We start from the raw sequence: 24,170 nt of genomic DNA, 5'->3' as shown, positions 1-24,170 counted from the left end.
TAATATGACCATAGAAACAGTCTTTCTATTGCAGAAAGGCTGTTTTTTGATAGTAAGGAGATTTCATAAATGCTAGAGGAGTGGGATATGGTGTAGAAATTCTGGGAAGTGGAAAAAATGGCGATTCCTCTCTGGTCAGAGAAACACAGAGATTTAGAGGATATGGTCTGTCAGACAAATACATTGCAATTAGAAATGTGGATGAATGGATTTACTGTTTTGATAATGAAAGTGGAAAGGTGACAAGCTGGGACAGAATGGATAAAAGGCATTTGGTAAAGAATGATAGTTTGGAAAAATATATATTAAATGAAATGAAAGATGCAAAAGCCGAATGGGACTAAATTGAGGAGAAATAACAGCTGGCGAAACGGTGTTACCGGAAAGGTCTGATCAGGTTGAAAAGATAGCAATTTTATGCTTCTGGGGAGATGAATGGAATTATAATATAGATAATGTTAAAGCTTTATAGAAAATCCAATTGTAATCTCATCTCGGATTCGCTATACTAAAACAAATCAGCATTCTAGTAGTCCGTACCGGAAATCCTTGTGCATATTTCCGATACGGACTACTAGTACAACGAAAATTAAATAAGAGTTTATATTTACGATGTACTTGCAAGTAAAATTTCCAACAATTTAATGTTCGTTGTACTGGGAAGGAAAGGTAAACATATGGCGAGAACCGTAGGCATAGGACATCAAGATTTTGAAAAGCTAAGGATGAAAAATAACTTTTATATAGATAAAACTGATTTTATCCGGGAATGGTGGGATGCAGATGACGAAGTGACGTTGATTACTCGGCCAAGGCGATTCGGAAAGACTTTGACTATGAGTATGGTGGAAAAGTTTTTTTCCGTCAATCATGCCGGACGATCCGAGCTGTTTGAGGGACTTTCTATCTGGAAAGAGGAACGATTCCGCAAGCTGCAAGGAACTTTTCCAGTATTGTCCGTGAGCTTTGCGGATGTAAAGGAGACCTCTTTCACACAGGCACGAAAAGCTATCTGCCATATTATCAAAGGCATTTACAATGCACATGACTTTCTGTTAAAGAGCGATCTGCTCAATGATCATGAAAAAGCAGATTTTCAGCATATATCTGTAGATATGGAGGATCATGAAGCGTCCGTTTCCCTGAAAGCTTTATCAAATTATCTGAGTCGTTATTATGGGAAAAAGGTGATTAAGATGCTCCGCTTCCGATACTCCCTAGGAGACGCATGAAAGTAACGCTTAAATGCAGTGGAAAAGTGCTCTGCAGAAGAATAGCCGAGTGCTTCTGAGACAGAAGAAATACTGCGGTTTTTGTCAGACAAAAGCAGGAGGGCAGCAGCCATTTTGGCTTCTGTCCTTTTTTGAAGAAACGTTTTTCCATAGTGTTCTTTCAAAAGCCGTTCTGTCTGGCGGCAGCTTAAGCCCAACCGTTCCGACAGAGCTTCCAAGGAAAGATTCTGATATTCATACAGAAAATATTCTTCTAAAATAATAAATTTACTATCGCCCAGATTCGAGGGGCCAAAATGCAGCAGAGCTTTCTGCTTCATTTCATAATTGCGGACCATATAGATAATAAGCTGTGTGAGCAGGGTCTGTACCTGTGTCACATATCCGGTATATTGGTTTTCCAACTCAAAAAAGAGCTGTTTCATAATCATTCCCACATTTTGCCTGTCCTGTCCAAACCAAAAGGAGGTTTCTTTAAAGAGCGTAAGAGTGGGAGTCATTTTATGGAGTCTCTGTTTTCCCATTTTCAGATAAACACAGTATTCACACATGGGATCTTCCAAAGAGGGAACCTGGGCATGCTCGATATGCGGGCCTGTGATATACAGAGTATTGGGGGTAATCTCGTAGAGAACCTCCTGAATTTTTGCATGTCCGTAGCCGGAAGCGATATAGTGGATTTCATAGCTTTCGCTTCCATGGCTATGGCTGGGCATTGTCCGGAGAAAACGTTCGTAGCAGATATTCAAAGCATAGAAATCCGTACCGTCCACCGAAAATTTAATATTCAAATCCGTGTATAGTTCACGCATAGATTTTACCCCGCAGTTTCTTTTGGCCCCAGTGTATCATTTTCCTGTGAAAATTGCAAGAAAACTTCGAAAAGGCGACATAAAAAGAGGAATCATGTCCGGTTTTTCTCTTACAGGAAAGAGATGATTCGCTATAATAAATTTATAAAATAAAAGCTGCTCTTTGAAGCTTGCGAGGGATTCGACTCACTGAGGGCAGAGAACGTTTATGAAAATGGAGGTAAAAAGGTATGGAAAAAATGATGGGAGCTATTTTGCCGGGAAACAGTACGGTTGAATTGAGAGAATTCGACGTGCCAAAGCCGGGACATGGGCAGGTATTGATTCAGACAAAGGCCACGACCATCTGCGGCAGTGACATCCGCTGTATTTACCGGGAACATACGGGAAAGGGAGCGGAGGGCTATATTCCGGGACTGGTGGCAGGGCATGAACCCTGCGGCGTAATTGTAGAAGAGGGAGAGGGACTTAAGCGGTTTAAAAAAGGGGATCGGGTGATTGTATACCATATCTCCGGCTGCGGTGTCTGCAATGACTGCCGGAGAGGGTATTTTATATCCTGTAAAAGCAAGTACCGTGCGGCTTATGGCTGGCAGAGAAACGGCGGAATGGCACCCTACATACTGGCGGAAGAGAAAGATCTGATTGCACTGCCGGATGAATTGACCTATAAGGATGGAGCACAGGTGGCCTGCGGCTTTGGCACGGTGTATGAGGCCATTGAGAAGATTGGCGTATGCGGAAATGATGCCGTACTGGTAACTGGTTTGGGGCCGGTGGGACTGGCGGCATTGATGGTGGCAAAGGCCATGGGGGCCAATATGCTGATTGGCGTGGAGATGAACGATTACCGCATGGAACTGGCTAAGAAGCTGGGACTTGTGGATCATGTGTTTAAGCCGGGGGATAATACCCTGGAAAAGATTCTTGAAGTTACGGGTGGCCATGGTGTGGAGCGTGCCATTGACGCCAGTGCCAGCGATCCGGGAAGACAGCTTGCAATTCGGGCCACAAGAGAGTGGGGGAGGATAGCCCTGGTGGGCGAGGGAAATACGTGTACCTTTGAGCCAAGTCCAGATATTATGCACGGGCAGAAGACAATCTACGGTTCCTGGGTAACGTCATTGTGGAGAATGGAGGAACTGGTAGAGCGTCTGGTACGCTGGGGGATTCATCCGGAGGATTTGATTACCCATGAGTTCCCGTTGGAGAAAGCAGGAGAAGCATATGCACTGATGGCCGGCGGCCAGTGCGGGAAAGTAGCTGTTGTGTTTGAGTAGTCTGGCAGTACTGTTGTGTAGCAACTTTAAATCAGTAATATCCTGTCAGTGCACAGATCGATTTACAGACACATCTTTTTGTGGCTGGAAATTGATCTAGATTAGGGTGTACTGACAGGATATTACGGAACTGGAATAGGAGATAAGCATATGAGTGAGAGAATCGATCCGGGCAGAGTGCCCAAAAGAACATTGTACACAGGAGAGGAGATCCCGGCCATTGGCCTGGGAACCTTTGGATCGGATAAATACAATGGAGAGCAGGTCTCAAAAGCCGTTTACGGAGCCATTAAAAGCGGATACCGTCTGATTGACTGTGCGTCCGTGTATCAGAATGAGGATCAGATTGGCGAAGTATTGAAAAAGCTGTTTGAGGAAAAGGCAGTAACAAGAAAGGAATTATTCATTACCTCCAAGGTTTGGAATGACTGCCACCGCCAGGTAGTGAAGTCTTGCAAAAAGAGCCTTGCGGATCTTGGCCTGGATATGCTTGATCTGTATTTTGTGCACTGGCCTTTCCCCAACTACCATGCACCGGGCTGTGACGGGGATGCGAGGAATCCGGATTCGAAGCCCTTTAGCATAGAAGAATTTATGGATACCTGGAGACAGTGTGAGCAGCTTGTAGATATGGGACTGGTACGCTATATCGGAATGTCCAATATGACGATTCCAAAGCTTAAGGCAGTGCTGCCCCTGTGCAGAATTCGCCCTGCGGCCCTGGAACTGGAGTGCCATCCGGGATTTCAGCAGCAGGAATTATTTGATTATGCACTGGAGCAGGGAATTTGTCCTATCGGATACTGTCCCTTAGGATCACCCTCCAGACCAGAACGGGATCGGACCCCGGAGGATATAGCGGATACCCAGATGAAAGAGATTGTAGAGATTGCAAAAGCTCACCAGGTTCATCCGGCACTGGTCTGCCTGAAATGGGCGGTGCAGAGGGGACAGATTCCCATTCCTTTCTCCGTAAAGGAGCCGCAATATGTCAGCAACCTGAAATGCATAATGGAGGATCCGCTGACGGAGGAAGAGATGAAGCGGATAGCCGGTGCGGATAAGGGCTGCCGTCTGGTGAAAGGACAGGTATTCCTCTGGCCGGGAGCATCCGGATGGGAGGACCTGTGGGATGTGGACGGAAAGCAGATTACCGGTTCTGTTGGTGAATGCCTTAAAGCAATTGATTGATTAGATTCGAGGTGCGTAGAACCACATCTTCTGCCAGAGCCTTTCCGAATTCCGCAGTGGCTAAGCCCCCATCACCAAATGACCCTGTTTTTACAAATTCTTTCCAATGCATGGGACGGTAGGGATAGTCTTTTGGTGCCTGGGGGTATTCCCTGGTGGCTTTTGACAGATCTACAAGCTCCGGGTGAAGATAAAGCATAAGAGCTGTTTCCAGTTCTCCGGCATGGGGTGCCATTGGCTGTGGTGATTTTGCCAGAGAAAGTACCTCTTTGGAAAACGTGAGGGGGAAATGCCAGATATTGTTCCATTTGAATTCATCCAAAAGTTCCCGTGCCAGTTCTTTTAAATAAGGATAATTTCCATTATGGCCACTCATAAGAATAATATTGGGAATATCCTGCTGATGCAGACTGACAACAAGTTCACGAAGCAGTTTTTTGAGAAGATCGGCAGAAAGGGAAATGGTACCGGGAAAGCCCTTTGCGGACCAGACTTGTCCATAAGAAACGGGCGGCATTACAAGAAGCTTTGAACGATCTGCAATACGAAGAGCCAGTTCAAAGCCGATTATGTTATCCGTATCCAAGGGAAGATGGTATCCGTGCTGTTCACAGGAGCCGCACACCAAAATAACACCTCGTGATTGGGCGACCTTTTCTTTGAATTCCGGAGCAGTGAAATGTCCGGCATATAGATTCTGAAAGTTCATAATGTTCCTTTCCCGGGGCTGTCGGAAAATGCGGTTTTCCCACAGCCCCACAATTGTCCGCTTATTAGGTGATTTCAACTATTTTTTATAAGTATAGCGAATTAAAACGGCAAAATTACAAATAATTTTATAAAAATAGTAATTTTTTCAGGGGAATTGACGAATTGCAATTGTTAATTTCGGTACTGCTTTGGTGTGAGTCCAGTGTGCTTTTTGAATACTTTGGAAAAATAGCTTTGATTGTCAAAACCTACAGCAATCGCAATATCAATGATAGAGTAGTTTGTATTTGTAAGCAGATTCTTACTTTCCTCTATGCGGATATAATTCAGATATTCCTTGAAAGAGGACCCGAAAGATTGCTTAAAAAGGGTAGAAAAATAAGAGGGATTCAGGTGAACATGGCGTGCGGTATCCTCCAGAGTGATAGGCTGATTGTAATTCTGAGAGATAAATTGGACAGCGTTTTTAACAACCTCACTGTTTTTGTCCGAGGCTTTTATAAACATGCTTTCAATAAAAAACTCTACAGTTCTTTGAAGCTGCCAGCAGAGGTCTTCCTGGCTGCGGGTGGAATTGATGTCCTGAAGAAAATTGTTGCTAATCTTTAAAGCAACCTCCGTATTGGCTCCGCCCTCCATAGCAGCCCGGGAGAGAAGAGAACAGAGCTCAATAGAACGGGAACGAATACTGCTCAGGTTGCTGCCGCCCTGAAAGAACACATATCCCAGGAGCTCATTTAATACCCGTCTGGATTCGGGGACATTGCGTTCCTTAACCTTTCGAATCAGTAGTTTTTCCTTTTCATAGGGGTAGGAGGATTCCTCTAAAGGCTCTTCTGATTTATACATTTGAATGGACTCATTGATGCGGGACTGCTGAACGATTTTACTTCGGTTCTCATCCATCTGCCGGTTGGCGGAAGGGATAAGATGATTGAAGGTGTAGGCAAGCAAACGGCTGATTTGCGTAGCCTTTTCCGGAGTAATGATGTGAACGCTGTCCGTGGATTCATAGAGATCCAAAATATTTTCCGTAGATAGGGAGTAGCGTTTTGCAATGTCCAACAGCATCATGGAATCGGCGGCTTCCATAAGAAAAGGGCCCACCAAAATGGCCCCAAACAGAGCATCTTTATTTACCAATGGATATATGATATGATTTAGGTTGGCATGACAGGAAAAGATGTAAGATTCTCCCAGATCCATGGCCCGACGGCTGGCTTTTGCATGAATATCTCTGCAGGAATTCTGATGTTTTGGAGAATCGGGAAGCAATTTTTTGAATTGCATACAGAAATCTGTAGCAGTACCAAAGCCGCATAAGGTATTTCCTGTCTCATCCAGGGCCTGAATGGGGAGACCTAAGCAGGAATAGAAACATTCTAAAATTTCTTTCAGCTTCTGGCTGTTAATAATGGTGTAAAGATATGGCTGCATAGTGATCCTCCCATAGGTCTGTCTTATTTTGCGACAGACCCTCATAAACGTATTTGTTTGGAAATTGGGATACTGTTTTTGTAATCATACCATAAAATCTGTAAAAAATACAAGTTTTCCAAAAATATTTCCATCAAAGGACAAAAAAATTTACTAGAATAACATTGTGCATGGGATGAATTAGAGGAGTTTTGCAATGTCATTGATTCAGGATATATCAGAAAATATTCAGCTTGGAAAAGCGAAAAATATCAGACATCTGGTTTCCAAAGCTTTGGAGGAAGGAATTGAGCCGCAAAAAATCTTAAATGAAGGGCTTTTGACCGGAATGCTGGCTCTTGGAGATAAATTTAAAATGGATGAGGTGTTTGTGCCGGAGGTTCTGGTTGCATCCAGGGCAATGAATGTGGGCCTTACCCTTTTGGAGAAGCATCTGGTTGCAGAGGACGAACCTTTTGTAGGCAGAGTAGTATTGGGAACGGTTCGGGGAGACTGGCACGATATCGGAAAGCATATGGTATCCATGATGCTGCGAAGCGTAGGTTTCGAGGTGACGGATATCGGTTACGATGCGGATGCGGATCTGTTTCTGGATACGGCAGAGGAGATACATGCGGATATTATCTGCATGTCGGCACTGCTAACAACAACCATGCCCTCCATGGAGGAAGTGATACGAGCCATGGAACAAAGGGGAATTCGGGATAAATACATTGTGATGATAGGCGGAGCACCGGTGAATGCCCGATTTGCGAAAGAGATTGAAGCAGACATTTATACCTCAGATGCGGTAAGTTGTGCTCAGGCAGCACGAAAAGCCATGTTGGAAAAGAGAGGGAAGCATGAAGTTCACGAATCTGAAAACGGAACTGTCCAATGAGAAAATTCTGAAAAAACTGAATTGCACCATGGCTTCGCCTCTTCATGATGAATTTTTGGAGGAATTGCTGGAGATTAAGGAAGAGGCACAGAGAATGCTTCATCCTTTTGGTGCTATGGCTTTCGGGGAAATTTCCGGACAGGTTGCTACAAAGGAATATCCGGAAAGAACCAGGGTCGTCTATGTGATTACTACGGTAGGTGACGAGATCAGCGGCTATATTGAGAAGTATTTTGAAGAGGGCGATTACGTAAAGGGAATGCTGGCGGATGCCCTGGCAGATATCTGTCTTTTTGAAATGGAAAAAGGCTGGGGACATATAGTGATGGAAGAATGCAGGAAAAAGGGCCTGGGCATAGCAAGACGCCTGGAGATTCCACAGGATCTTCCAATGGAGACCCAAAAAGCGGCTTTTGAAACGATTGGTGAGGAAGAACTGCCCGGTATGCGGCTTTCAGAAGGGTATATGTTTTATCCGGTGAAAAGCATTTGCCATGTATTTCTGCTCAGTGATGAAGCCGAGCATTTTGAGATTGAACATAATTGTCGTACCTGCCGCAACAGAAGCTGCAATATGCGTCAGATTCAGCCGGCTACTTTGCGGGTACACCGAAAAGGGATTCTTGAGCTGATAGAAAACAGGGGAGAGGAGACCATCCTGGATACCCTCCAGAGGGTGTGGCCTGATTATAGTGCGGTCTGCGGAAAGCGGGGAGTCTGCGGAAAATGCCGGGTTCGCATTTTGCATGGCCAGGTGCCGCCGTCCCCGGAGGATCGAGATTATTTTACAGAGGAAGAACTGGAGTCCGGATGGAGACTTTCCTGCAAGGCGTATCCTCTGACCGGGTGCGAGCTGGAGGCTTCTTTTGGAGAAGAAGACTTTGCGGTCCTGACAAATGGAGAAAATGAGGAAGGCAATGGCAGGAAGTCTGGGGAATCAAAAAAGCAGGGCTATGGAATTGCCATTGATATGGGGACTACAACTCTGGCGGCACAGCTCCTTGCTCTGTCTAATGGAAATGTGATTGATACGGCAGTATCCATCAATCATCAGAGAAGCTTTGGTGCGGATGTGATTTCACGAATTCAGGCTTCGAACACAGGGAAAAAGGAAGAATTACGGCAGTTGATTCAAGAAGATCTGCTGCAGCTAATTGAGAAGCTGCTATTGCATTGTAAAGAGGCAAGAGAACAGCTTGAGGCTATTTGCATTGCGGGGAATACAACGATGGGGCACCTTTTGATGGGATATTCCTGCGAAACCCTGGGACGGCTGCCGTTTGCCCCGGTGAATATTGATGAGATTGTAGGAAAAGCAGGGGAAATTCTTGGAAAAGGAATCGAAAGAGCCGGAGTGGATTACAATGTGCCCGTTTGCCTGCTTCCCGGGATATCCGCCTTTGTGGGAGCAGATATTGCAGCCGGACTTTTAACTTGCGGGTTTGACACACGGGAAAAGGTAAGCTTCTTTTTGGATTTGGGAACCAATGGGGAGATGGCCCTTGGAAACCGGGAACGAATCTATACGACTTCCACAGCGGCAGGGCCGGCCTTTGAGGGAGGAAATATTCACTGCGGATGCGGCAGTATCCCGGGTGCTATCTGCCATGTAAGGATTGGGACAGATGGAAGCTGTCATATAGAAACCATTGGAAATAAGCCACCCGTAGGCATCTGTGGAACGGGACTGGTGGAAGCTTCTGCGGAGCTTGTGAGAAATGGATTTTTGGATGAAACGGGAAGACTTTCAAGCCTTTATGACAAGGAGGGATATCTTCTGGCACAGACAGAGGGGGGAGATCCGATTCTTTTGACCCAGAAAGATATTCGGGAGCTGCAGCTGGCTAAGGCGGCTGTTCGTGCAGGGCTTACCATACTGGCACATAAATACGGAGTTGACTGGGAGGATATTGACCGAGTATTCCTGGCCGGAGGATTCGGATACGGAATGGATCTGGGAAAGGCCTCCAGGATTGGATTATTGCCCGGAGCGTTGTTAGGACGGGTGGAGATCGTAGGGAATACGGCTCTTTTGGGGGCAAGAATGTACCTGACAGACTCAGATGCACCAAAGCGTCTTAAGGCAGTACGCCGGGTTTGCCAGGAGACGGCACTGGCCAGGGAGCCGGAATTTCAGGATTGTTATGTAGACGCAATGTATTTTGAAGAATGATCATATGAGAGGTTTGCATGCGGCCTTTTGTATATCAGATAAAAGCTGAAAATCGATTCATGAACAGAAGAGAAAGAGAGGGAATGTATGGATTATATTCTTGACCTGTTATTAAAACAGATTTTTGGTCAGCCGTTCTTGCTGCTGGCAATTGTAGTATTTATTGGCTATATTGCTATGAAACAGACAGTTGGAAAAGCGATTATCGGTGCTTTCAAAGCATCCATCGGTATTCTTGTTATGGGAATGGGATCCGGAGCTCTGATTACTAATTTTGGAAAGCTTTTGACTGCTCTTCAGAATGCTACCGGCATTCAGGGAGCCGGACTGAATACTTATCCTACCATGACGGCCAGTTATGAAAAGATGGATGCAATATTGGGAGAGGGTACCGGTGCAACCTGGGGCATTTATGTACTTTTAGTAGCTTTCTTGATGAATCTGGTATTGGTTGCTCTGCGGAAATGGACGAAGATCCGTGCGGTGTACCTGACCGGAAATGCCATGATTGTACAGTGCGGAATCAGTACTTATATTGTATGGAGATTCTTAGGAACCGGAATGATTGCCACGGTGCTGATCGCATCCTTAGTTACGGCTCTTTACTGGGGCATTTGTTCTACGGCTTTGATTAAGCCGACGAAAGTGATTACCGGCGGTGCGGACCTGACCGTTGCCCATCAGCAGATGTTTATGAGCTTTGTGGCATATAAGGTGGCTCCGAAGCTTGGCAATCCGGAGGATGACATCGAAAAGAAGAAGATGCCCAAGTCTTTGAATTTTCTCCAGGACAGCGTTCTGGCCACTTTGCTGGTTATGTTGATTTCTACGGCAATCATTATGCTTGTAATCGGAAAAGACGGTGTAGACTGGCTGCGTAGTGCAGACGGATTTAACCAGGGCGGTTATAAAAACTTTGTGGTATTCCTTTTGTGGATCTCCATTACACTGACAGCGAATATCTGGGTGCTCTTAGCCGGTGTTCGTATGTTTGTAGGCGAACTTATGATGTCCTTTAAGGGTATCTCTGAGAAACTGCTGCCAGGTGCGGTTGCCGGTGTTGACTGTGCCGCTATCTTTGGATTTGCACCTAAGTCGGTAGTTCTTGGACTTATCTGCGGTGCTGTCGGACAAATTCTGGGCCTTATATTGCTTCTTGTATTTAAGAGCCCTATCTTCCTGGTACCTGGTTTTATTCCGCTGTTCTTTGATAATGCAACCGTTGCGATCTTTGCGAATAAGTTTGGCGGCTATAAGGCGGCAGCAGGTATCTGCATTGCTAACGGATTGATTCAGATTATGGGATCTATGCTGGCAGTGTCCATGATGGAACTGACCTGGTGGCAGGGAAGTGCTGACTATGCTACTGTCTGGGTCGGAATTATTGCAATCTTTAAGCTGATTGGCTCTGCCCTGGGAATCCCGGTAGCAGGCTGATGGAAGCAACAGTTATGTAACAAGTAAACAGGGCTATAGGATGTCGCAAAATAAGACATCAGCCATTTCCATATCCTGTGTTCGGACGGTTCACGTACACTTTGTCTGCTTCGTACGGACATTGCCAAAGCAATATCCGTCCATATCAGACAAAATGTTCGTGAACAGCCGGACACTGGATATCGGAAAAGTCTTCTGTCTTATTTTGCGACATCCCCGGCCCGGATTCAAAAAGAAAAGAGGTTATCTATGTTAAATCTTTTATGTATATGCCACAATGGTATGGGAACCAGTATGCTGTTAAAGATCAATGTAACAAATATATGTAATGAGAACGGAATCAGTGCCACTGTTGAAGCCTGTGCCCATGGGGAGGCAATGAGCTTTCTGATGAACACGGATATTGTACTGACCAGCCCTGAGATTGTAGAGTTTCTTCCGGCTACGGATGCGAAAATTATTGCAACTACCAATCTGATGGACAAGGCAGAGGTAACAAGACTGCTTGTTGATGCGGTGAAAGAACATTTTCCGGACGAGATTGCATAGCGGAGGAATTGATATGACCAGTTATGAGATTATGAAAGCCAATATTCATTTTCAGAATCCGGATCGAATCGGACTTCGTTTTGACCGGATTGCTGGAAAGGGTGATGTATGCCGAATCTTTGTGCTTCCGCCCAAAGAAAAAAGAGATAACAGTAAGACCTACAGTGTGTCCAAGAAAGTGCGTCCCGGGGATAATGAGTATGATGAGTGGGGATGTCTGTGGAGAAGTGATGGAAAGGGTTCCAGTATGGGAGAACCCTGCAATGTAGCCCTGGAGGATCTGGAAGAGGATCTGAAGGACTTCGCATTTCCGGATCCCAAAGCAGAGGGACGGTTTGATGGCCTGGAGGAAGCCCTTAAGGAGGCAGAGGAGAAGAATCTCTATGTGCAGCTTAACAGTCCCCAGTGTATTTTTGAACGGATGCATTTTCTCCATGGCTTTGAGGATACCCTCTGTGACATTATTGAATTGCCGGATGAGACGGCGGAACTGGCCGAGAAGCTGGCAGATTACCAGATAGGAATTATTGAGGAGGCTTATCGCCTGGGAAAGGGCAGAATTCATTGCTATGACACCACAGATGACTGGGGAACCCAGCAGGCATTGATGATTTCCCCAAAGAAGTTTCGGGAGATCTTTAAGCCGCAGTATAAGCGGATTTTTGACAAGGCTCATGAGTGCGGCATGGATATCCGTTTCCACACAGACGGAAAGATTAATGACATTCTGGAGGATTTGATTGAACTGGGTGTGGATATTATCAATATTCATCAGCCGAATCTGGTAGGGATTGATGAGATCTCCAAGATTGCCCAGGGGCGTATCTGCTTTGAGGCATCTGTGGATATTCAGACTACACTGCCTACCGGTGACAGGGAACGGATTGAGAAAGAAGCCAGAGAATTGATTGAAAAATGGGGCACCAGAGAGGGCGGATTCATCGGAGTGGAATACGGTTATCTGGACGCAATCGGAACAACGAAAGAAAGCATGCTTTTTGAACTGGAATGCTTTGAGAAGTATGGAACGTATAAAGAGCAGGGGTAATGATGACGTTGATTTTAAACTATGCACTCTGTATTCTCGCACTTCTTGCACTTGGAGGAGAGACTTATCTGATTGCCAGGCGTAATCGGACCATTCAGGTAAAGGGAAAGGATGATTACTTTACCCTTTGTCTGGTAATGCTCTTTGCCATGCTGTTTTTGCGGCCAAGTACGGAAGCGGGACTGGTGGAAAGCTTACGCAATACCTTAATACTTATGGCACTTTTTTTCTCTATAGGCGTAAAGCGGGGAATCAGCAAAAGGGGAATTGAAAAGCTGGGCTTTGTGGTTCCATGGGAACAGATTACGGGGATTCAGATTGCTTCCTATCAGATGAATAAGCTGGTGCTTTTGTGCTCTGCCAACAAACGGAGCTATAAGCTGTTTTTTCCAAAGTACCGGCTTAAGGAGCTGGTTTATGAGATACAGAAATATTATCCCAGGGTGATGCTGGAGGAATCTCTGAAAATAAGCTGACAGAGTAAGAGAACGGTACTGCCCGATGGAAAGAGGAGAGAAAAGATGATTATTATTGGCGAAAAGCTGAATGGAACGATTCCCTCTATGGCCAAAGCCATTGCCGGACGTGATGAAGAATGGATTAAGGGGATAGCACAAAAAGAGGCGGATGCGGGAGCCGATTTTATTGACGTATGTGCATCGGTAGAGATTGGCGAGGTGGAAACGCTTCATTGGATGATCGACTTGGTTCAGAGTGTGACCAATGTACCGATTTGTATTGACAGCCCCAGCACAGAGGTGCTGGCTAAGACTTATCAATTCTGCAAACGGCCGGGGATGTTTAACTCCGTATCTATGGAGAGCAAAAAGCAGATTGACGGGATCTTCAAGATTATGGCGGAGAATCCGGGCTGGGAAGTAATTGCCATGCTCTGTGATGATACAGGAATTCCCAAATCTGCAGCAGATCGTCTTCGTGTATTTGAAGCGATCATGGAAAAGGCAAAGGCGTATGGAATCGATCCCTCCCGAATTCATATTGATCCCATTATTGAAGCGGCTGCTCTGATGGATCCGGATCGGGAGGATGGACCGGGAATTGCCATTAATACGAAAGTGATCCGGGCGATTCGGGCGGCATATCCGACCATTCACATAACTTCAGCCATCAGCAATATTTCACATGGATTGCCGGCCCGTAAGTTTATGAATTATGCATTTACTGCACTGGTATTGGAAGCGGGACTTGACAGCGGCATCCTGGATCCGTTGAATGAGGGGATGCTGGGTGTTATCTATGCGGCAGAGGCTTTGTTGGGACTTGACGAGGACGGCTATTGTATGGAATATATAGAAGCCTACAAGGACGGGCTTTTTGGGGCATCAAAGAAATAGAAAGTGACTTTACCCTTTCGTACTGTTGCGTAGCAACTTAAAACAGCAATACCCTGACAGTGCCAGAACAATTTAAGGACACATGTTCTTGTGGCCGGAAATTGTTCTAGATAAGAGGTGCTGGAAGGGTATTGCGGAACTTAAAATAGGAGGTAGATTATGAGACCTGAGATAGAAGAAGTAAAGGCTTTAGTGGTGAAAGGAAGTGCAAAAAAGGTCGGAAAGGCTGTACAGGCAGCTTTGGACGCAGGCTGTGACGCTTCTGAGATTTTGAACCAGGGCATGGTGGAGGCTATGTCTGAGGTAGGAGAGCAGTTTACAAAGAATGAGATATTTGTATCGGAGATGCTGGTGGCGGCCAGAGCTATGAAGAAAGGCGTGGAGGTACTGCAGCCCCATCTGGCAGCAGGATCTACAGGTGCCCTGGGTAAGGTGATTATAGCTACCGTAAAGAATGATCTCCATGATATCGGAAAAAATCTGGTGGCTATGATGATTGAAAGTGCCGGATTTGAAGTGCTGGATCTGGGAATTGATGTGCCGATTGCAAAGATTATTGAGTGTTATCGGGAGAATCCGGAGACCAAGATTATTGCATTGTCCGCACTTCTTACTACGACCATGCCGGATCTGAGGGAGACGGTGGAGGCTCTGAGCAAGGAAGATTTCAGAAATGATGTAAAGATTATGGTGGGAGGTGCACCTATCACCCAGGCCTTTGCAGATGAGATTGGTGCAGACGGCTATTCGGCGGATGCGGCAGGAGCAGCCATCCTGGCGAAAGAACTGGCGGCAGCTTCTTAAGAATCTGGGAGAACATATGAATTAGTACAAGAATGTATTAGATACGGGGGTGTCAGGGAAATAAGGCAGAAAGCTTTTCCGGCATCCCCGTATTTTGAGTTTCATTACCCAATAAGACAGAGAAACTGCTGGATATTCTCCATATCCATGGCAGTGTCCATATTCAGTAGGATGATGGCATATCCGATAATTAACATCAGGAAGCTTAGGGAGACTACTCCAACAATCGTAAGGACCAGCCGCAGCTCAGAGTATTTTTTAAGGCAGCCGGAGGACTTGCGTAAAAAGTAGCTTCCTGTAAAGAGAAGAATGGGTGCAAAGAAACCTATGATCAGGTAAGAACCCAGGCTCAGCAGCAGGAAAGACGGATCGGATAACAACTGGGCGGACTGCTGTTCTATTTCAACGGAAGAAGCACCCAGGCTGGACACGAAAGAGAGACTGTTGTTGATAAAATGAAACAGAGCCGGGAGCAGCATATTATTGGCCTTTCGCATAATGTAAGCAAGCCCCATACCCAAAAGTGCCGTAGGCAGAAAGCGATAGGGATCCAGATGAAAGAGCCCGAAGATAAGCCCAATACAGATCACTGCTACCCAGTCCTTATGGATCCCCCGAAAGGTATGCATAATAAAGCCCCTGTGCATGGCCTCTTCACAGATGGCCGGGGAAACTGCCACGATCAAAAAGGAAAAAAAGGCAGGGATGGATGCAAACATGGAACTCATACTGGAGCTTACATCCAGAAATCCCTCGGGGAAAAAGTACATGGAAACTAGAGTTACCAGCATAACGGACAGGAAACATCCGGCCCAGAGAAGAACGGTTCCCAGAATCTGTCCGAAGCGGGGACGATATATGGGAAACACTTCCCGAAAGCTCTGTCCGGTGAAACGAACGGCTAAAAGAGTCACGGCCAAAAGGCCCAGCTCTGTCAGAAGAAGCCCCATCATGCCAAAGTGGTATTGCAGGGGAGCAAAAACAAAGATAAATAAAACCATAACAATCAAAAACAAACCGATTCCGTAAAGAGGATTTAGGCGGCGTCTTTCTTCTTCAAAGTCCATAAATTCAAACCTCCGGTTAAAAAATCTTTTCTAATATTTTATCAAAACTCTTTCCTGTATGCAATAAAATCTCAATCCTTATTGGAGAAGCCTTTCTTTCAAGGTTCGAACAAACATGGTCTCTTCCTGCTGAGACGTAAATGCCCATTTGGGAATCATAATGAGGGCGGAGATCTCTTTTTGCAGCAGAAAATAGACATCCTTTGCTTCATAAAGCCTGTCAAATTCACGGTAATAGATTTTCTGAGAATTCTGCCGCCGCTGCAGGAATAAGTAATTTTCGTAGAAAGCAATGTACTGAGGTCCACATAAGGACACAAGTCCATTCCTCTTCTTTATTCGGTAGCAGGCAAGAAGTACCATGAGCAGAGTAATCATGTGAATGCTCAGAAAAAACAGGAAAATGCTTAAAAGCGTAGGAAGAATGAGCCGGGGTGCGTAAAAGGCATTCCAAAGGAGCGACACGGCAAAAGAAACAGCCAGAAAGATGAGAATACCCCGCCTTTTTCTCAGGGCACGGCCATATAGAAAAAAGGGCTTCCGGTTTATATACAGATTACATTGCCTGTATAAAGTATATACGTGAGATTCCGGAAGTTCAAAATACAGAGTGCCGTATGCAGGGGCTTCATCGGTCTCTTTGGGAAGTTCAGAATCCGTGCGGGGAAGTTCACTTCCAGCCATGGATGCAGCGTTCCATATAAAAACAGCACTTTGCTGGGGAGTGCTTGTGCTAAAAGCTGCCTGTGGGAGAAAAAGAGCCACAGGGCCGGAAAAGCGTAGCAACAGGCCGCCACGAAAAGGCACTGCTTCAAGAAGATCCGACAGAGGATGCTGTGCGTTTGAGACCGTTCCATCCCGCAGGGAAATCTCTTCCGTCAGCATGCCGTCCGCCAAAGCAGCCTGATAGAAAGCAGGAAGCTGTTTCTTTAATACTCTTTTATTGCCAAAATGTATCATGACCAATAAGAGAGGATAGAAGAATGCCGCAGAAAAAAGACTGGAACCCAGGTTAAAATCTCCGTCGATTACAGGATGGATAAAGGCAACAAATAAAACGATAGCAGGAGGGAACAGCGTCTGGAAATAAAATGATTTTCGGGCGGATGTTCCCTTTATTCTTCTTAAAGCGGCATTACTTTCCTTTACAGTCTGAAAATTCATCTGATAGATCCAGGTCATAAATTTCATCCCCTCCATGTGAATACTTCATAATACTTAGTTTACCACTGAGGAAATCCTTACGCAATAGCAATCGTTCGGGCGGGCAGCGGCAGGGGCAGACGGGCTTTTCCAATATCAGGTGTCCGGCTGTTCACGAACATTTTGTCTGATATGGACGGATATTGCTTTGGCAATGTCCGAACAGAGCAGACAAAGTGTACGATGAACCGCCCGAACACCGATATGGAAAAGCCCGTCTGCCCCTGCCGCTGCCCGCCCGAACGATTGCTATTGCCTGCAATGTGAAAATAATGTGATATCTGGTTTCACTCTATGGTCAAGCGGTAAAAAATATGGTAAACTAATGAAAGATGTTGAGAAAGAATTGTATCTGCTTTGGCAGAAGATAGAAAGGAGAGCTTAAGATGGAGGAATTCATCCAGGGCGGAGATCGAGCAGTCTATCAGGGTTTTTTTCAAAAGCTTGAGAGAGAAAAGCATTTGCCAGAGCAGGACAAAGCCTATTTGAAAGAAAAAAATCCGGAGCTTTATGAGATGGTAGAATCTCTGGAGCAAGAACTTGTGATTTATAAGGAAAAGCTGAAAAACTGCAGTTCGAAAGAGGAAGTGCAGGAACTCAAAGAGTCTTATGAGGACGGTCTGTTGTTAGGAATTAGTCTGGTAGAAAGTAACCCGGTACTTCCGTTGGAGAAGAAATTGGAATACACCATGTTTAAGGATACCAAGCTTTCTATTATGGAAGAGGTCATTGAGGAATTTGTGAAAAGTGCCGGGTATGAAGAACTTCCGGATAAGGCTGAGAATATGGGGGAGACAAAAGGAGAGGAAAACGAAGATCAGGACGAAGAATTGGAGCTGCAGAAAATCAAGCGTGCAAAAGCTGTGAGCAGTTATGCATACAGCCGGAGGGCGGAAGAAGCAGGCACACAGGAGACTTTGCCTTTTGACGTAAAAGGATAGAGGAACTTAAATCAGTAATATTCTTTCAGTGCACAGATCGATTTACGGACGCAGGGGTTGTGTCCGGAAATTGATCTATATAGGCGTGTACTGGAAGAATATTACGGAACTTAAAATAGGAGCAATGTGATAAATGATTGGAATTATTGACTATGATGCAGGTAATTTAAAGAGCGTAGAGAAAGCCCTGCTGTTTTTGGGAGAGGAAGCCGTGGTAACCAGAGACAGGAATGAGCTTTTTAAGGCGGATAAAGTGATTCTTCCGGGGGTGGGAAACTTCGGTGATGCCATGGGAAAGTTAAAATCCTATGGACTTGATGAAGTGATAAGGGATGTGGTGGAAAAGGGAACGCCGTTTTTGGGGATTTGCCTGGGTCTGCAGCTGCTTTTTGAGGAAAGTGAGGAAGCCCCCGGCGTTCCAGGACTTGGAATTCTAAAGGGGAAGATTCTTCGGATTCCGGAGGAGCCGGGACTTAAGATTCCGCACATTGGCTGGAATTCTTTAATGCTTCAGAATGAGGGAAGGTTGTTTCAGGGCTTGGAGGAGGAACCCTATGTATACTTTGTTCATTCCTACTATTTGAAAGCGGAGGATGAACAGATTGTAAAGGCAGTGACGGAGTATGGAACCCGGATTCAGATCCATGCGTCCGTGGAGAGGGACCATGTATTTGCCTGCCAGTTCCATCCGGAGAAGAGCAGCGGCACGGGGCTTAAGATTTTGAAAAACTTTGCGGAGCTGGAGGATTAGAAGATGTTTACAAAAAGAATTATTCCCTGTCTGGACGTACATGCCGGCCGGGTGGTAAAGGGTGTTAATTTTGTGAACCTTAGGGATGCCGGGGATCCGGTGGAGATTGCGGCGGCTTACGATAAGGCCGGTGCGGACGAGGTGGTATTCCTGGATATTACGGCCAGTTCCGATGCCCGCAATACCGTGGTGGATATGGTCCGAAAGGTGGCCGAAAAAGTATTTATTCCCTTTACGGTTGGCGGCGGTATTCGGACGGTGGAGGATTTTAAGGTGCTTCTTCGGGAAGGGGCAGACAAGATTTCCGTGAATTCGGCAGCTATTATGCGGCCGGAGCTTATCAGTGAGGCAGCGGACAGGTTCGGAAGCCAGTGTGTGGTAGTGGCCATTGATGCCAAGAAGCGAGCGGATGGAAGCGGTTGGAACATCTTTAAGAACGGCGGCCGGGTAGATATGGAGATGGATGCAGTGGAGTGGGCTGTGAAAGCAGAGCGGCTGGGAGCCGGGGAGATACTGCTGACCAGTATGGATTGTGACGGAACAAAGGCAGGCTATGATATTGAGCTGACATGTACCATTGCAGAGCATGTGTCCATACCGGTGATTGCTTCCGGGGGAGCCGGAACGAAGGAGCATTTTTTGGAGGCTCTGACGAAGGGGAAGGCAGATGCGGTGCTGGCGGCTTCGCTGTTTCATTATAAGGAGCTGGAGATTCGGGAGCTGAAGGAGTATTTGAGGGAGCACCAGGTTCCGGTGCGGATATAGTGAACGCATATGAGTGTAATGCGGCAATCGTAATAAATTCAGCAATGTACAAAAGGTATGCAAGTCGTATGATTGCAGAACTGCAGGAAAGAACAGGAGATAAAGATTATGGGAATGATTGAAAATGATTGGCTGGAGCCCTTAAACCCGGAGTTTCGTAAGCCTTACTATGCGGAGCTGTTTCAATTTGTGAAGGAAGAATATGCTGCAAGGAAGGTATTTCCTCCTGCGGATGATATTTTTAATGCCTTTCATCTGACGCCTCTCAGTGAAGTAAAGGCAGTGATTCTGGGACAGGATCCGTACCATAATGACGGACAGGCACATGGGCTTTGTTTCTCTGTGAAGCCGGATGTGGATATTCCTCCGTCATTGGTAAATATTTATCAGGAGCTTCATGATGATCTGGGCTGTTATATTCCCAATAATGGGTATCTGACCAAATGGGCGAAGCAGGGTGTGCTGATGCTGAATACGGTACTGACAGTACGGGCTCATCAGGCTAACTCCCACAGGGGTAAGGGATGGGAGGAATTTACAGATGCAGCTATCCGGATTCTTAATGATCAGGATCGGCCGATTGTCTTTATTCTGTGGGGAAGTCCGGCCCAGAAGAAGGCTATGATGCTGCATAACCCGAAGCATCTGATTTTGAAAGCGCCCCATCCAAGTCCTTTGTCTGCTTACCGGGGCTTCTTTGGCAGCAAACCCTTTAGTCAGACCAATGATTTTCTGGAGAAGAATGGGCTTACGCCTATTGATTGGCAGATTGAGAATGTGTAATCAGTATCGGGCAGTGAGGCAGTGGCTGGCTGGGCAAAAGAAGGGAATACGGGTTATATTCCTGCTTTTGACTGCTGTAGTTACTCTTTACATAGTGATTTTATTGTGGATGCTCCCAGAGATGATGGAGACCATCCCTATGGATACAAAGTATTGGAAGGTCAAGATTTTGACGGCTCTTTTGATGCTGGCTCCTGTTTATGTTCTGTTATTGTGGGGGGCTTACCGCTGTTTTTTAGTGAAGATTACGACTGGAACATGGGAAGGCTTTACAGAGAACAGGCTTTTAGGAGGGGGCAAAACAGAAGAGAGAAAGCAGTGCTTAAGACTGATTAGGTTATGGTTTTTGATGGGGGCCGGTGTGACCTTCCTTTGGCTGATGGTATACTATTATACCTATTTTCCAGGCTCCTTTGATTTGGATAATCTGGATCAATGGTGGCAGATTCAGAACAGTCAATATGATACTTGGCATCCGGTGTTTCACACGCTTATCATTGCTTTTTTTACAAAAATAGTGAATCATTATGGCTTTGCCGTATTTATGCAGCTTTTTCTTTATAGTTTGCTCTGTGGTTATCTGATTGTAACTATGGCAAAATGGAGATTTCCGGTTTGGAGTCTGTTACTGACAGAATTTTTCTTGGCAGCAAATCCCCAGACTCATCGACTTCTGCTTTTTATGTGGAAAGACAGTGCATTAACTTTGTTTATGCTATTGTTTACTGTGTATTTGCTGAATACCTGGCTAAGCAATGGGGCATGGTTAAAAAAACGAAGAAATCTGACGGTTTGGATTCTGGTGTTGATTTCCATTTCTATGGTACGCCACAATAGCATTCTATTTACCATTCCTTTTTTGGTACTTACGATTCTTTTTTTTCGGGAAATACGTAGGGAGAGTGTGATTTCTCTGGTTCTTATGCTAATTGGGATGCTGGTAATCAAATATCCAGTATATGATCTGGTAGAAGCCAGTCGCCCCAAACAGACTTATGCGGAGAGGGTTGGCGTTCCCATGACGATCCTCTGTAATATTCATGAGACAGCTCCGGAGAGCCTTCCGCCAGAAGCAGCAGAGCTTTTGGATTCCATTGGTCCAAAAGAACGTTGGAAGACCTATGAAATGGGAAATTACAATTCTTTAAAATTTGTATCAAATGCTAATATAGTTGTTCGTGAGACACAACCAGCAGATTTTTTAAAGCTTATGGTTCGCACCATAGGCAATGCGCCGGGACTTTCTTTACAAGCATTCTATCAGGTAACTCGTATGGCATGGGATATCCGGGGAGCTACTCCATGGCATGAGGATTTGGAATTTCAACTTCATGAAAATGAATGGGGATTTTCTTATGTGGAGAACCGCCGGCCGTTGCAGATAGTTTTAAATGATTTTGATAATTGGGTTATGAATAGTCCTTTTGATATTCTCTTTTCTTATAATGGATTGCACCTTCTGGCAATGATTTTATGCACTTTGTTTGTATTTATAAAAAAGGGAAAGAGATGGAAGGCTATGTGCATCCCGCTGTCGTTGCTGACTTATAGTTTTGGCACAATGATGTTGCTTTGCGGACCAACCTATCGGTTTTTTCATTTTAATAGTGTGATTGTGGTTCCTATTTGCCTTTTATTGTTTGCCAATGAAACAGGGGCTGTCGAGAAGTAAGACAGCTCTTGTTTTTTGCGTTATTCCGTTTGTTATATAGATTCACCACTTTTCCCTTCAGTTATGGAGGGATTTTTTTGTCGAAAAACCAAGGACAAATCAGCCGGAGAATGCCCTGTATTTGACATATTTTGCAGAGGCTTTTCCCTATAATGAAGGACAGAAAGAAGGTGGACTGTGTACTATGAATTGTACCTAGATGTATTATTTCTCGAGAATCTTCTGGCGGATTACCTGCTTTTAAGTCTCCTGAAAAGGATTCTCAAATGTCCTGCAGGGCGGTTAAGAAGGCTTGCAGGGGCGGCCCTCGGCAGTGCAGGAGTGTGCGGATTATATCTATTTGCCATAGAGAGCGCCTTTGTGGGACGTTTACTCATCTACGTGATATTCAGCACAGTTATGGTTAAGATCGGACTTGGAATCAGGGATTGGCGTACCTGTGGAAGAGCCGTAATCCTGTTGTACATAAGCAGCTTTTTGCTAGGAGGCATTTTTCAGTGGGTACAGAATCAGGTGAAGCTTCCCTTGTATCCTTTTGCAGGCTTTACACTTATCAGTTATTGGATGCTTTCGGCCTGTATGGGATGGCTGATGGAAGTCCGAAGCCGTCTTAAGAATATTCTGGAGACAGAGGTAGGCTTTCATGGAAGAAAAATTCTTGTAAAAGGTCTCCTGGACACAGGCAATCAATTGCGAGATCCTATTTTTAAAAAGCCAGTATGTATTCTTACAGCGAACAGGAAGCGGGAGCTCTGCGGCGAAGAAGAACCAATGTATCAGATGGTTCCCTTTCACAGCATTGGGGAACAAAATGGCATGCTTCCTGCTTTTTTTGCAGATTACCTGTCTATACGTAGGAAGGACGGCAGTGAAAAGCGAGTTGAGCGGCCCCTTATCGGGATTACAAAAGAACCACTTTCTTCCCAAAAAGAATATGACATGATATTACATCCGGAAGTTTTGGACTGAAGAATATCCGGAAGGCAAGAACAGTTTTAGGAGGAAACAAATAATTATGCTGATTAAAGTGGCAATTCCAAACCAGGTGCAGTTAAAATTAGTCCCGAATTTTTCCACGATGTTTATGGGAAAACAGAATGACGTTCATTATATCGGAGGTGCGGAGGTCCTTCCGGCCCCTTTGGAGGCAGATGCAGAGGCAAGAGCCATTCAGGAGTTGGGGACCGAGACAGGAAATGCGGCCCGTTCGCTTCTGATTGAACATAATCTCCGGTTAGTGGTGTACATAGCAAAGAAATTTGACAATACGGGCGTGGGCGTGGAGGATCTGATTTCGATTGGGACGATTGGGCTTATTAAGGCAATCAATACCTTTAACAGCGGGAAGAATATTAAGCTGGCTACTTATGCCTCCCGGTGCATTGAAAATGAGATTCTGATGTATCTGCGCCGGAACAACAAGACCCGGATGGAGGTATCCATTGACGAACCGCTTAATGTGGACTGGGACGGGAATGAGCTGCTTTTGTCAGATATTCTCGGAACGGATGAGGATGTGATTTACCGGGACATTGAGAATGAGATGGAGCGGAAGCTTCTTGACAAGGCAATTGAGAAGCTTTCGGAACGGGAAAGAACTATTGTGGAGCTGCGCTTTGGACTGAAGAACCCGATGGGACAGGAGATGACTCAGAAGGAGGTGGCGGATTTGTTGGGAATCTCGCAGTCTTATATATCCAGGCTGGAGAAGAAGATTATTCGGAGGTTGAAGAAGGAGATTCTGAAGTATGAGTAGCATGTATGAAGAATAATAGCAAGCTTTAAAATTGTAGGGAGAAGTGATTTTTATATATCACATCTCCCTATTCTTAGATTATAATATACCTTACCGGACAAAGTCTGTCTGCCCCGAGGGGGAGATATTTCTTCGTAGAGCATCTTACTCTACGAAAAAATAAGATAGACAAATAGGAAAAATCAGGATAAAAATTAGAATTTTTACAAATAATTCAGAATATTCCTTTTATTTTAGACTGCAGAAAAGTAAATAAATGTAATATAATTCCATTTATTATATCAAAAGTAAAGAAAATTACGATTCATATTGAAATATCCAAG

The 24,170-nt window shown here is 45.2% G+C and carries 24 protein-coding genes; 19 read left to right on the top strand and 5 right to left on the bottom strand.

From position 1 onward, the window contains the following. The first annotated feature begins 80 nt into the window (after positions 1-80). Both VSQ61_RS16890 and VSQ61_RS16885 read left to right on the top strand, forming a co-directional pair. The gene (locus tag VSQ61_RS16890) at positions 81-344 is read left to right on the top strand and encodes an SMI1/KNR4 family protein (RefSeq protein ID WP_334345564.1); all 264 of its coding nucleotides are present in this window, start codon (positions 81-83) and stop codon (positions 342-344) included. 333 nt (positions 345-677) lie between these two features. After that, a complete protein-coding gene (locus VSQ61_RS16885) occupies positions 678-1,232 on the top strand; it encodes an AAA family ATPase (RefSeq protein ID WP_334345563.1) in 555 nt (184 codons plus the stop codon). Here the strand turns inward: VSQ61_RS16885 and VSQ61_RS16880 are convergent. After that, positions 1,175-2,044, bottom strand: a complete 870-nt coding sequence (locus tag VSQ61_RS16880) for an AraC family transcriptional regulator (protein WP_334345562.1) — start codon at positions 2,042-2,044, stop codon at positions 1,175-1,177. The genes VSQ61_RS16885 and VSQ61_RS16880 overlap by 58 nt on opposite strands. A 230-nt stretch (positions 2,045-2,274) precedes the next feature. Here VSQ61_RS16880 and VSQ61_RS16875 point away from each other — a divergent pair, with 230 nt between their 5' ends. Together VSQ61_RS16875 and VSQ61_RS16870 are read left to right on the top strand one after the other, a co-directional pair. Further along, entirely contained in the window at positions 2,275-3,324 is a 1,050-nt protein-coding gene (locus VSQ61_RS16875; protein WP_334345561.1) for a zinc-dependent alcohol dehydrogenase family protein, read from the top strand. A gap of 150 nt (positions 3,325-3,474) precedes the next feature. Further along, positions 3,475-4,515, top strand: a complete 1,041-nt coding sequence (locus VSQ61_RS16870; RefSeq protein WP_334345560.1) for an aldo/keto reductase — start codon at positions 3,475-3,477, stop codon at positions 4,513-4,515. Here VSQ61_RS16870 and VSQ61_RS16865 read toward each other — a convergent pair. Together VSQ61_RS16865 and VSQ61_RS16860 are read right to left on the bottom strand one after the other, a co-directional pair. Then, positions 4,499-5,224: a creatininase family protein gene (locus tag VSQ61_RS16865; RefSeq protein WP_334345559.1), complete on the bottom strand. Its 726-nt coding sequence runs from the start codon at positions 5,222-5,224 to the stop codon at positions 4,499-4,501. The two genes, VSQ61_RS16870 and VSQ61_RS16865, sit on opposite strands and share 17 nt — an antisense overlap. A gap of 173 nt (positions 5,225-5,397) precedes the next feature. Then, entirely contained in the window at positions 5,398-6,663 is a 1,266-nt protein-coding gene (locus VSQ61_RS16860; protein ID WP_334345558.1) for a PocR ligand-binding domain-containing protein, read from the bottom strand. A gap of 196 nt (positions 6,664-6,859) precedes the next feature. Here VSQ61_RS16860 and VSQ61_RS16855 point away from each other — a divergent pair, with 196 nt between their 5' ends. The 8 genes from VSQ61_RS16855 (at position 6,860) to VSQ61_RS16820 (ending at position 14,909) form a co-directional block, all read left to right on the top strand. Continuing rightward, entirely contained in the window at positions 6,860-7,543 is a 684-nt protein-coding gene (locus VSQ61_RS16855) for a cobalamin B12-binding domain-containing protein (protein ID WP_334345557.1), read from the top strand. Next, positions 7,506-9,716, top strand: a complete 2,211-nt coding sequence (locus VSQ61_RS16850) for an ASKHA domain-containing protein (RefSeq protein ID WP_334345556.1) — start codon at positions 7,506-7,508, stop codon at positions 9,714-9,716. Before VSQ61_RS16855 ends, VSQ61_RS16850 begins: the two co-directional genes overlap by 38 nt. 87 nt (positions 9,717-9,803) lie before the next feature. Next, entirely contained in the window at positions 9,804-11,153 is a 1,350-nt protein-coding gene (locus tag VSQ61_RS16845; RefSeq protein ID WP_334345555.1) for a PTS transporter subunit IIC, read from the top strand. Positions 11,154-11,402: 249 nt separating this feature from the next. After that, complete coding sequence (locus VSQ61_RS16840; protein ID WP_334345554.1) at positions 11,403-11,702, top strand: PTS sugar transporter subunit IIB; 300 nt, start codon at positions 11,403-11,405, stop codon at positions 11,700-11,702. A 13-nt stretch (positions 11,703-11,715) separates the two neighbouring features. After that, a complete protein-coding gene (locus tag VSQ61_RS16835; RefSeq protein ID WP_334345553.1) occupies positions 11,716-12,750 on the top strand; it encodes a uroporphyrinogen decarboxylase family protein in 1,035 nt (344 codons plus the stop codon). Then, entirely contained in the window at positions 12,750-13,226 is a 477-nt protein-coding gene (locus tag VSQ61_RS16830) for a hypothetical protein (RefSeq protein ID WP_334345552.1), read from the top strand. The genes VSQ61_RS16835 and VSQ61_RS16830 overlap by 1 nt, the downstream gene beginning before the upstream one ends. Positions 13,227-13,271: 45 nt before the next feature. Then, entirely contained in the window at positions 13,272-14,105 is an 834-nt protein-coding gene (locus tag VSQ61_RS16825) for a dihydropteroate synthase (RefSeq protein WP_334345551.1), read from the top strand. A gap of 159 nt (positions 14,106-14,264) precedes the next feature. Next, the gene (locus tag VSQ61_RS16820) at positions 14,265-14,909 is read left to right on the top strand and encodes a cobalamin B12-binding domain-containing protein (protein ID WP_334345550.1); all 645 of its coding nucleotides are present in this window, start codon (positions 14,265-14,267) and stop codon (positions 14,907-14,909) included. 104 nt (positions 14,910-15,013) lie between these two features. Here VSQ61_RS16820 and VSQ61_RS16815 read toward each other — a convergent pair whose 3' ends face one another. Both VSQ61_RS16815 and VSQ61_RS16810 read right to left on the bottom strand, forming a co-directional pair. After that, the gene (locus VSQ61_RS16815; protein ID WP_334345549.1) at positions 15,014-15,976 is read right to left on the bottom strand and encodes a CPBP family intramembrane glutamic endopeptidase; all 963 of its coding nucleotides are present in this window, start codon (positions 15,974-15,976) and stop codon (positions 15,014-15,016) included. A 78-nt stretch (positions 15,977-16,054) separates the two neighbouring features. After that, the gene (locus VSQ61_RS16810; protein WP_334345548.1) at positions 16,055-17,158 is read right to left on the bottom strand and encodes a YcxB family protein; all 1,104 of its coding nucleotides are present in this window, start codon (positions 17,156-17,158) and stop codon (positions 16,055-16,057) included. A 407-nt stretch (positions 17,159-17,565) separates the two neighbouring features. Here VSQ61_RS16810 and VSQ61_RS16805 point away from each other — a divergent pair, with 407 nt between their 5' ends. From VSQ61_RS16805 to sigE, 7 genes are all read left to right on the top strand, one after another. Continuing rightward, complete coding sequence (locus VSQ61_RS16805) at positions 17,566-18,120, top strand: hypothetical protein (RefSeq protein WP_334345547.1); 555 nt, start codon at positions 17,566-17,568, stop codon at positions 18,118-18,120. Between the two features lie 133 nt (positions 18,121-18,253). Next, complete coding sequence (hisH, locus tag VSQ61_RS16800) at positions 18,254-18,871, top strand: imidazole glycerol phosphate synthase subunit HisH (RefSeq protein ID WP_334345546.1); 618 nt, start codon at positions 18,254-18,256, stop codon at positions 18,869-18,871. Positions 18,872-18,874: 3 nt separating this feature from the next. Then, positions 18,875-19,636 carry an imidazole glycerol phosphate synthase subunit HisF gene (gene hisF, locus VSQ61_RS16795; protein ID WP_334345545.1) on the top strand — a complete coding sequence of 254 codons (762 nt, stop codon included), beginning with the start codon at positions 18,875-18,877 and terminating at the stop codon, positions 19,634-19,636. Between the two features lie 108 nt (positions 19,637-19,744). Then, positions 19,745-20,419: a uracil-DNA glycosylase gene (locus VSQ61_RS16790; protein WP_334345544.1), complete on the top strand. Its 675-nt coding sequence runs from the start codon at positions 19,745-19,747 to the stop codon at positions 20,417-20,419. Continuing rightward, positions 20,379-22,091: a glycosyltransferase family protein gene (locus VSQ61_RS16785; RefSeq protein WP_334345543.1), complete on the top strand. Its 1,713-nt coding sequence runs from the start codon at positions 20,379-20,381 to the stop codon at positions 22,089-22,091. Before VSQ61_RS16790 ends, VSQ61_RS16785 begins: the two co-directional genes overlap by 41 nt. Before the next feature lie 177 nt (positions 22,092-22,268). After that, a complete protein-coding gene (locus tag VSQ61_RS16780; RefSeq protein WP_334345542.1) occupies positions 22,269-23,060 on the top strand; it encodes a sigma-E processing peptidase SpoIIGA in 792 nt (263 codons plus the stop codon). A gap of 46 nt (positions 23,061-23,106) precedes the next feature. Continuing rightward, on the top strand, positions 23,107-23,847 hold the full coding sequence (gene sigE / locus VSQ61_RS16775; RefSeq protein WP_334345541.1) for an RNA polymerase sporulation sigma factor SigE: 741 nt from the start codon (positions 23,107-23,109) through the stop codon (positions 23,845-23,847). The last annotated feature ends 323 nt before the right edge of the window (positions 23,848-24,170 follow it).

This window comes from Candidatus Merdisoma sp. JLR.KK006 (genome assembly GCF_036941035.1).
In the GTDB taxonomy this organism is placed as follows: domain Bacteria; phylum Bacillota; class Clostridia; order Lachnospirales; family Lachnospiraceae; genus Laedolimicola.
The sequence above is the reverse complement of the archived record's forward strand: the minus strand, read 5'-3'. Positions and strand labels throughout refer to the sequence as shown.

Excerpts from the sequence above, each read along its gene's own strand:
- VSQ61_RS16880 (WP_334345562.1), bottom strand. The coding sequence starts at position 2,044 with ATGCGTGAACTATACACGGATTTGAATATTAAATTTTCGGTGGACGGT.
- VSQ61_RS16825 (WP_334345551.1), top strand. The coding sequence starts at position 13,272 with ATGATTATTATTGGCGAAAAGCTGAATGGAACGATTCCCTCTATGGCC.
- VSQ61_RS16805 (WP_334345547.1), top strand. The coding sequence starts at position 17,566 with ATGGAGGAATTCATCCAGGGCGGAGATCGAGCAGTCTATCAGGGTTTT.
- VSQ61_RS16875 (WP_334345561.1), top strand. The coding sequence starts at position 2,275 with ATGGAAAAAATGATGGGAGCTATTTTGCCGGGAAACAGTACGGTTGAA.
- VSQ61_RS16855 (WP_334345557.1), top strand. The coding sequence starts at position 6,860 with ATGTCATTGATTCAGGATATATCAGAAAATATTCAGCTTGGAAAAGCG.
- VSQ61_RS16785 (WP_334345543.1), top strand. The coding sequence starts at position 20,379 with ATGGGCTTACGCCTATTGATTGGCAGATTGAGAATGTGTAATCAGTAT.
- VSQ61_RS16845 (WP_334345555.1), top strand. The coding sequence starts at position 9,804 with ATGGATTATATTCTTGACCTGTTATTAAAACAGATTTTTGGTCAGCCG.
- VSQ61_RS16850 (WP_334345556.1), top strand. The coding sequence starts at position 7,506 with ATGAAGTTCACGAATCTGAAAACGGAACTGTCCAATGAGAAAATTCTG.
- sigE (WP_334345541.1), top strand. The coding sequence starts at position 23,107 with ATGCTGATTAAAGTGGCAATTCCAAACCAGGTGCAGTTAAAATTAGTC.
- VSQ61_RS16815 (WP_334345549.1), bottom strand. The coding sequence starts at position 15,976 with ATGGACTTTGAAGAAGAAAGACGCCGCCTAAATCCTCTTTACGGAATC.
- hisH (WP_334345546.1), top strand. The coding sequence starts at position 18,254 with ATGATTGGAATTATTGACTATGATGCAGGTAATTTAAAGAGCGTAGAG.
- VSQ61_RS16790 (WP_334345544.1), top strand. The coding sequence starts at position 19,745 with ATGGGAATGATTGAAAATGATTGGCTGGAGCCCTTAAACCCGGAGTTT.
- VSQ61_RS16865 (WP_334345559.1), bottom strand. The coding sequence starts at position 5,224 with ATGAACTTTCAGAATCTATATGCCGGACATTTCACTGCTCCGGAATTC.
- VSQ61_RS16810 (WP_334345548.1), bottom strand. The coding sequence starts at position 17,158 with ATGACCTGGATCTATCAGATGAATTTTCAGACTGTAAAGGAAAGTAAT.
- VSQ61_RS16835 (WP_334345553.1), top strand. The coding sequence starts at position 11,716 with ATGACCAGTTATGAGATTATGAAAGCCAATATTCATTTTCAGAATCCG.
- VSQ61_RS16885 (WP_334345563.1), top strand. The coding sequence starts at position 678 with ATGGCGAGAACCGTAGGCATAGGACATCAAGATTTTGAAAAGCTAAGG.
- VSQ61_RS16860 (WP_334345558.1), bottom strand. The coding sequence starts at position 6,663 with ATGCAGCCATATCTTTACACCATTATTAACAGCCAGAAGCTGAAAGAA.
- VSQ61_RS16830 (WP_334345552.1), top strand. The coding sequence starts at position 12,750 with ATGATGACGTTGATTTTAAACTATGCACTCTGTATTCTCGCACTTCTT.
- VSQ61_RS16870 (WP_334345560.1), top strand. The coding sequence starts at position 3,475 with ATGAGTGAGAGAATCGATCCGGGCAGAGTGCCCAAAAGAACATTGTAC.
- hisF (WP_334345545.1), top strand. The coding sequence starts at position 18,875 with ATGTTTACAAAAAGAATTATTCCCTGTCTGGACGTACATGCCGGCCGG.
- VSQ61_RS16820 (WP_334345550.1), top strand. The coding sequence starts at position 14,265 with ATGAGACCTGAGATAGAAGAAGTAAAGGCTTTAGTGGTGAAAGGAAGT.
- VSQ61_RS16840 (WP_334345554.1), top strand. The coding sequence starts at position 11,403 with ATGTTAAATCTTTTATGTATATGCCACAATGGTATGGGAACCAGTATG.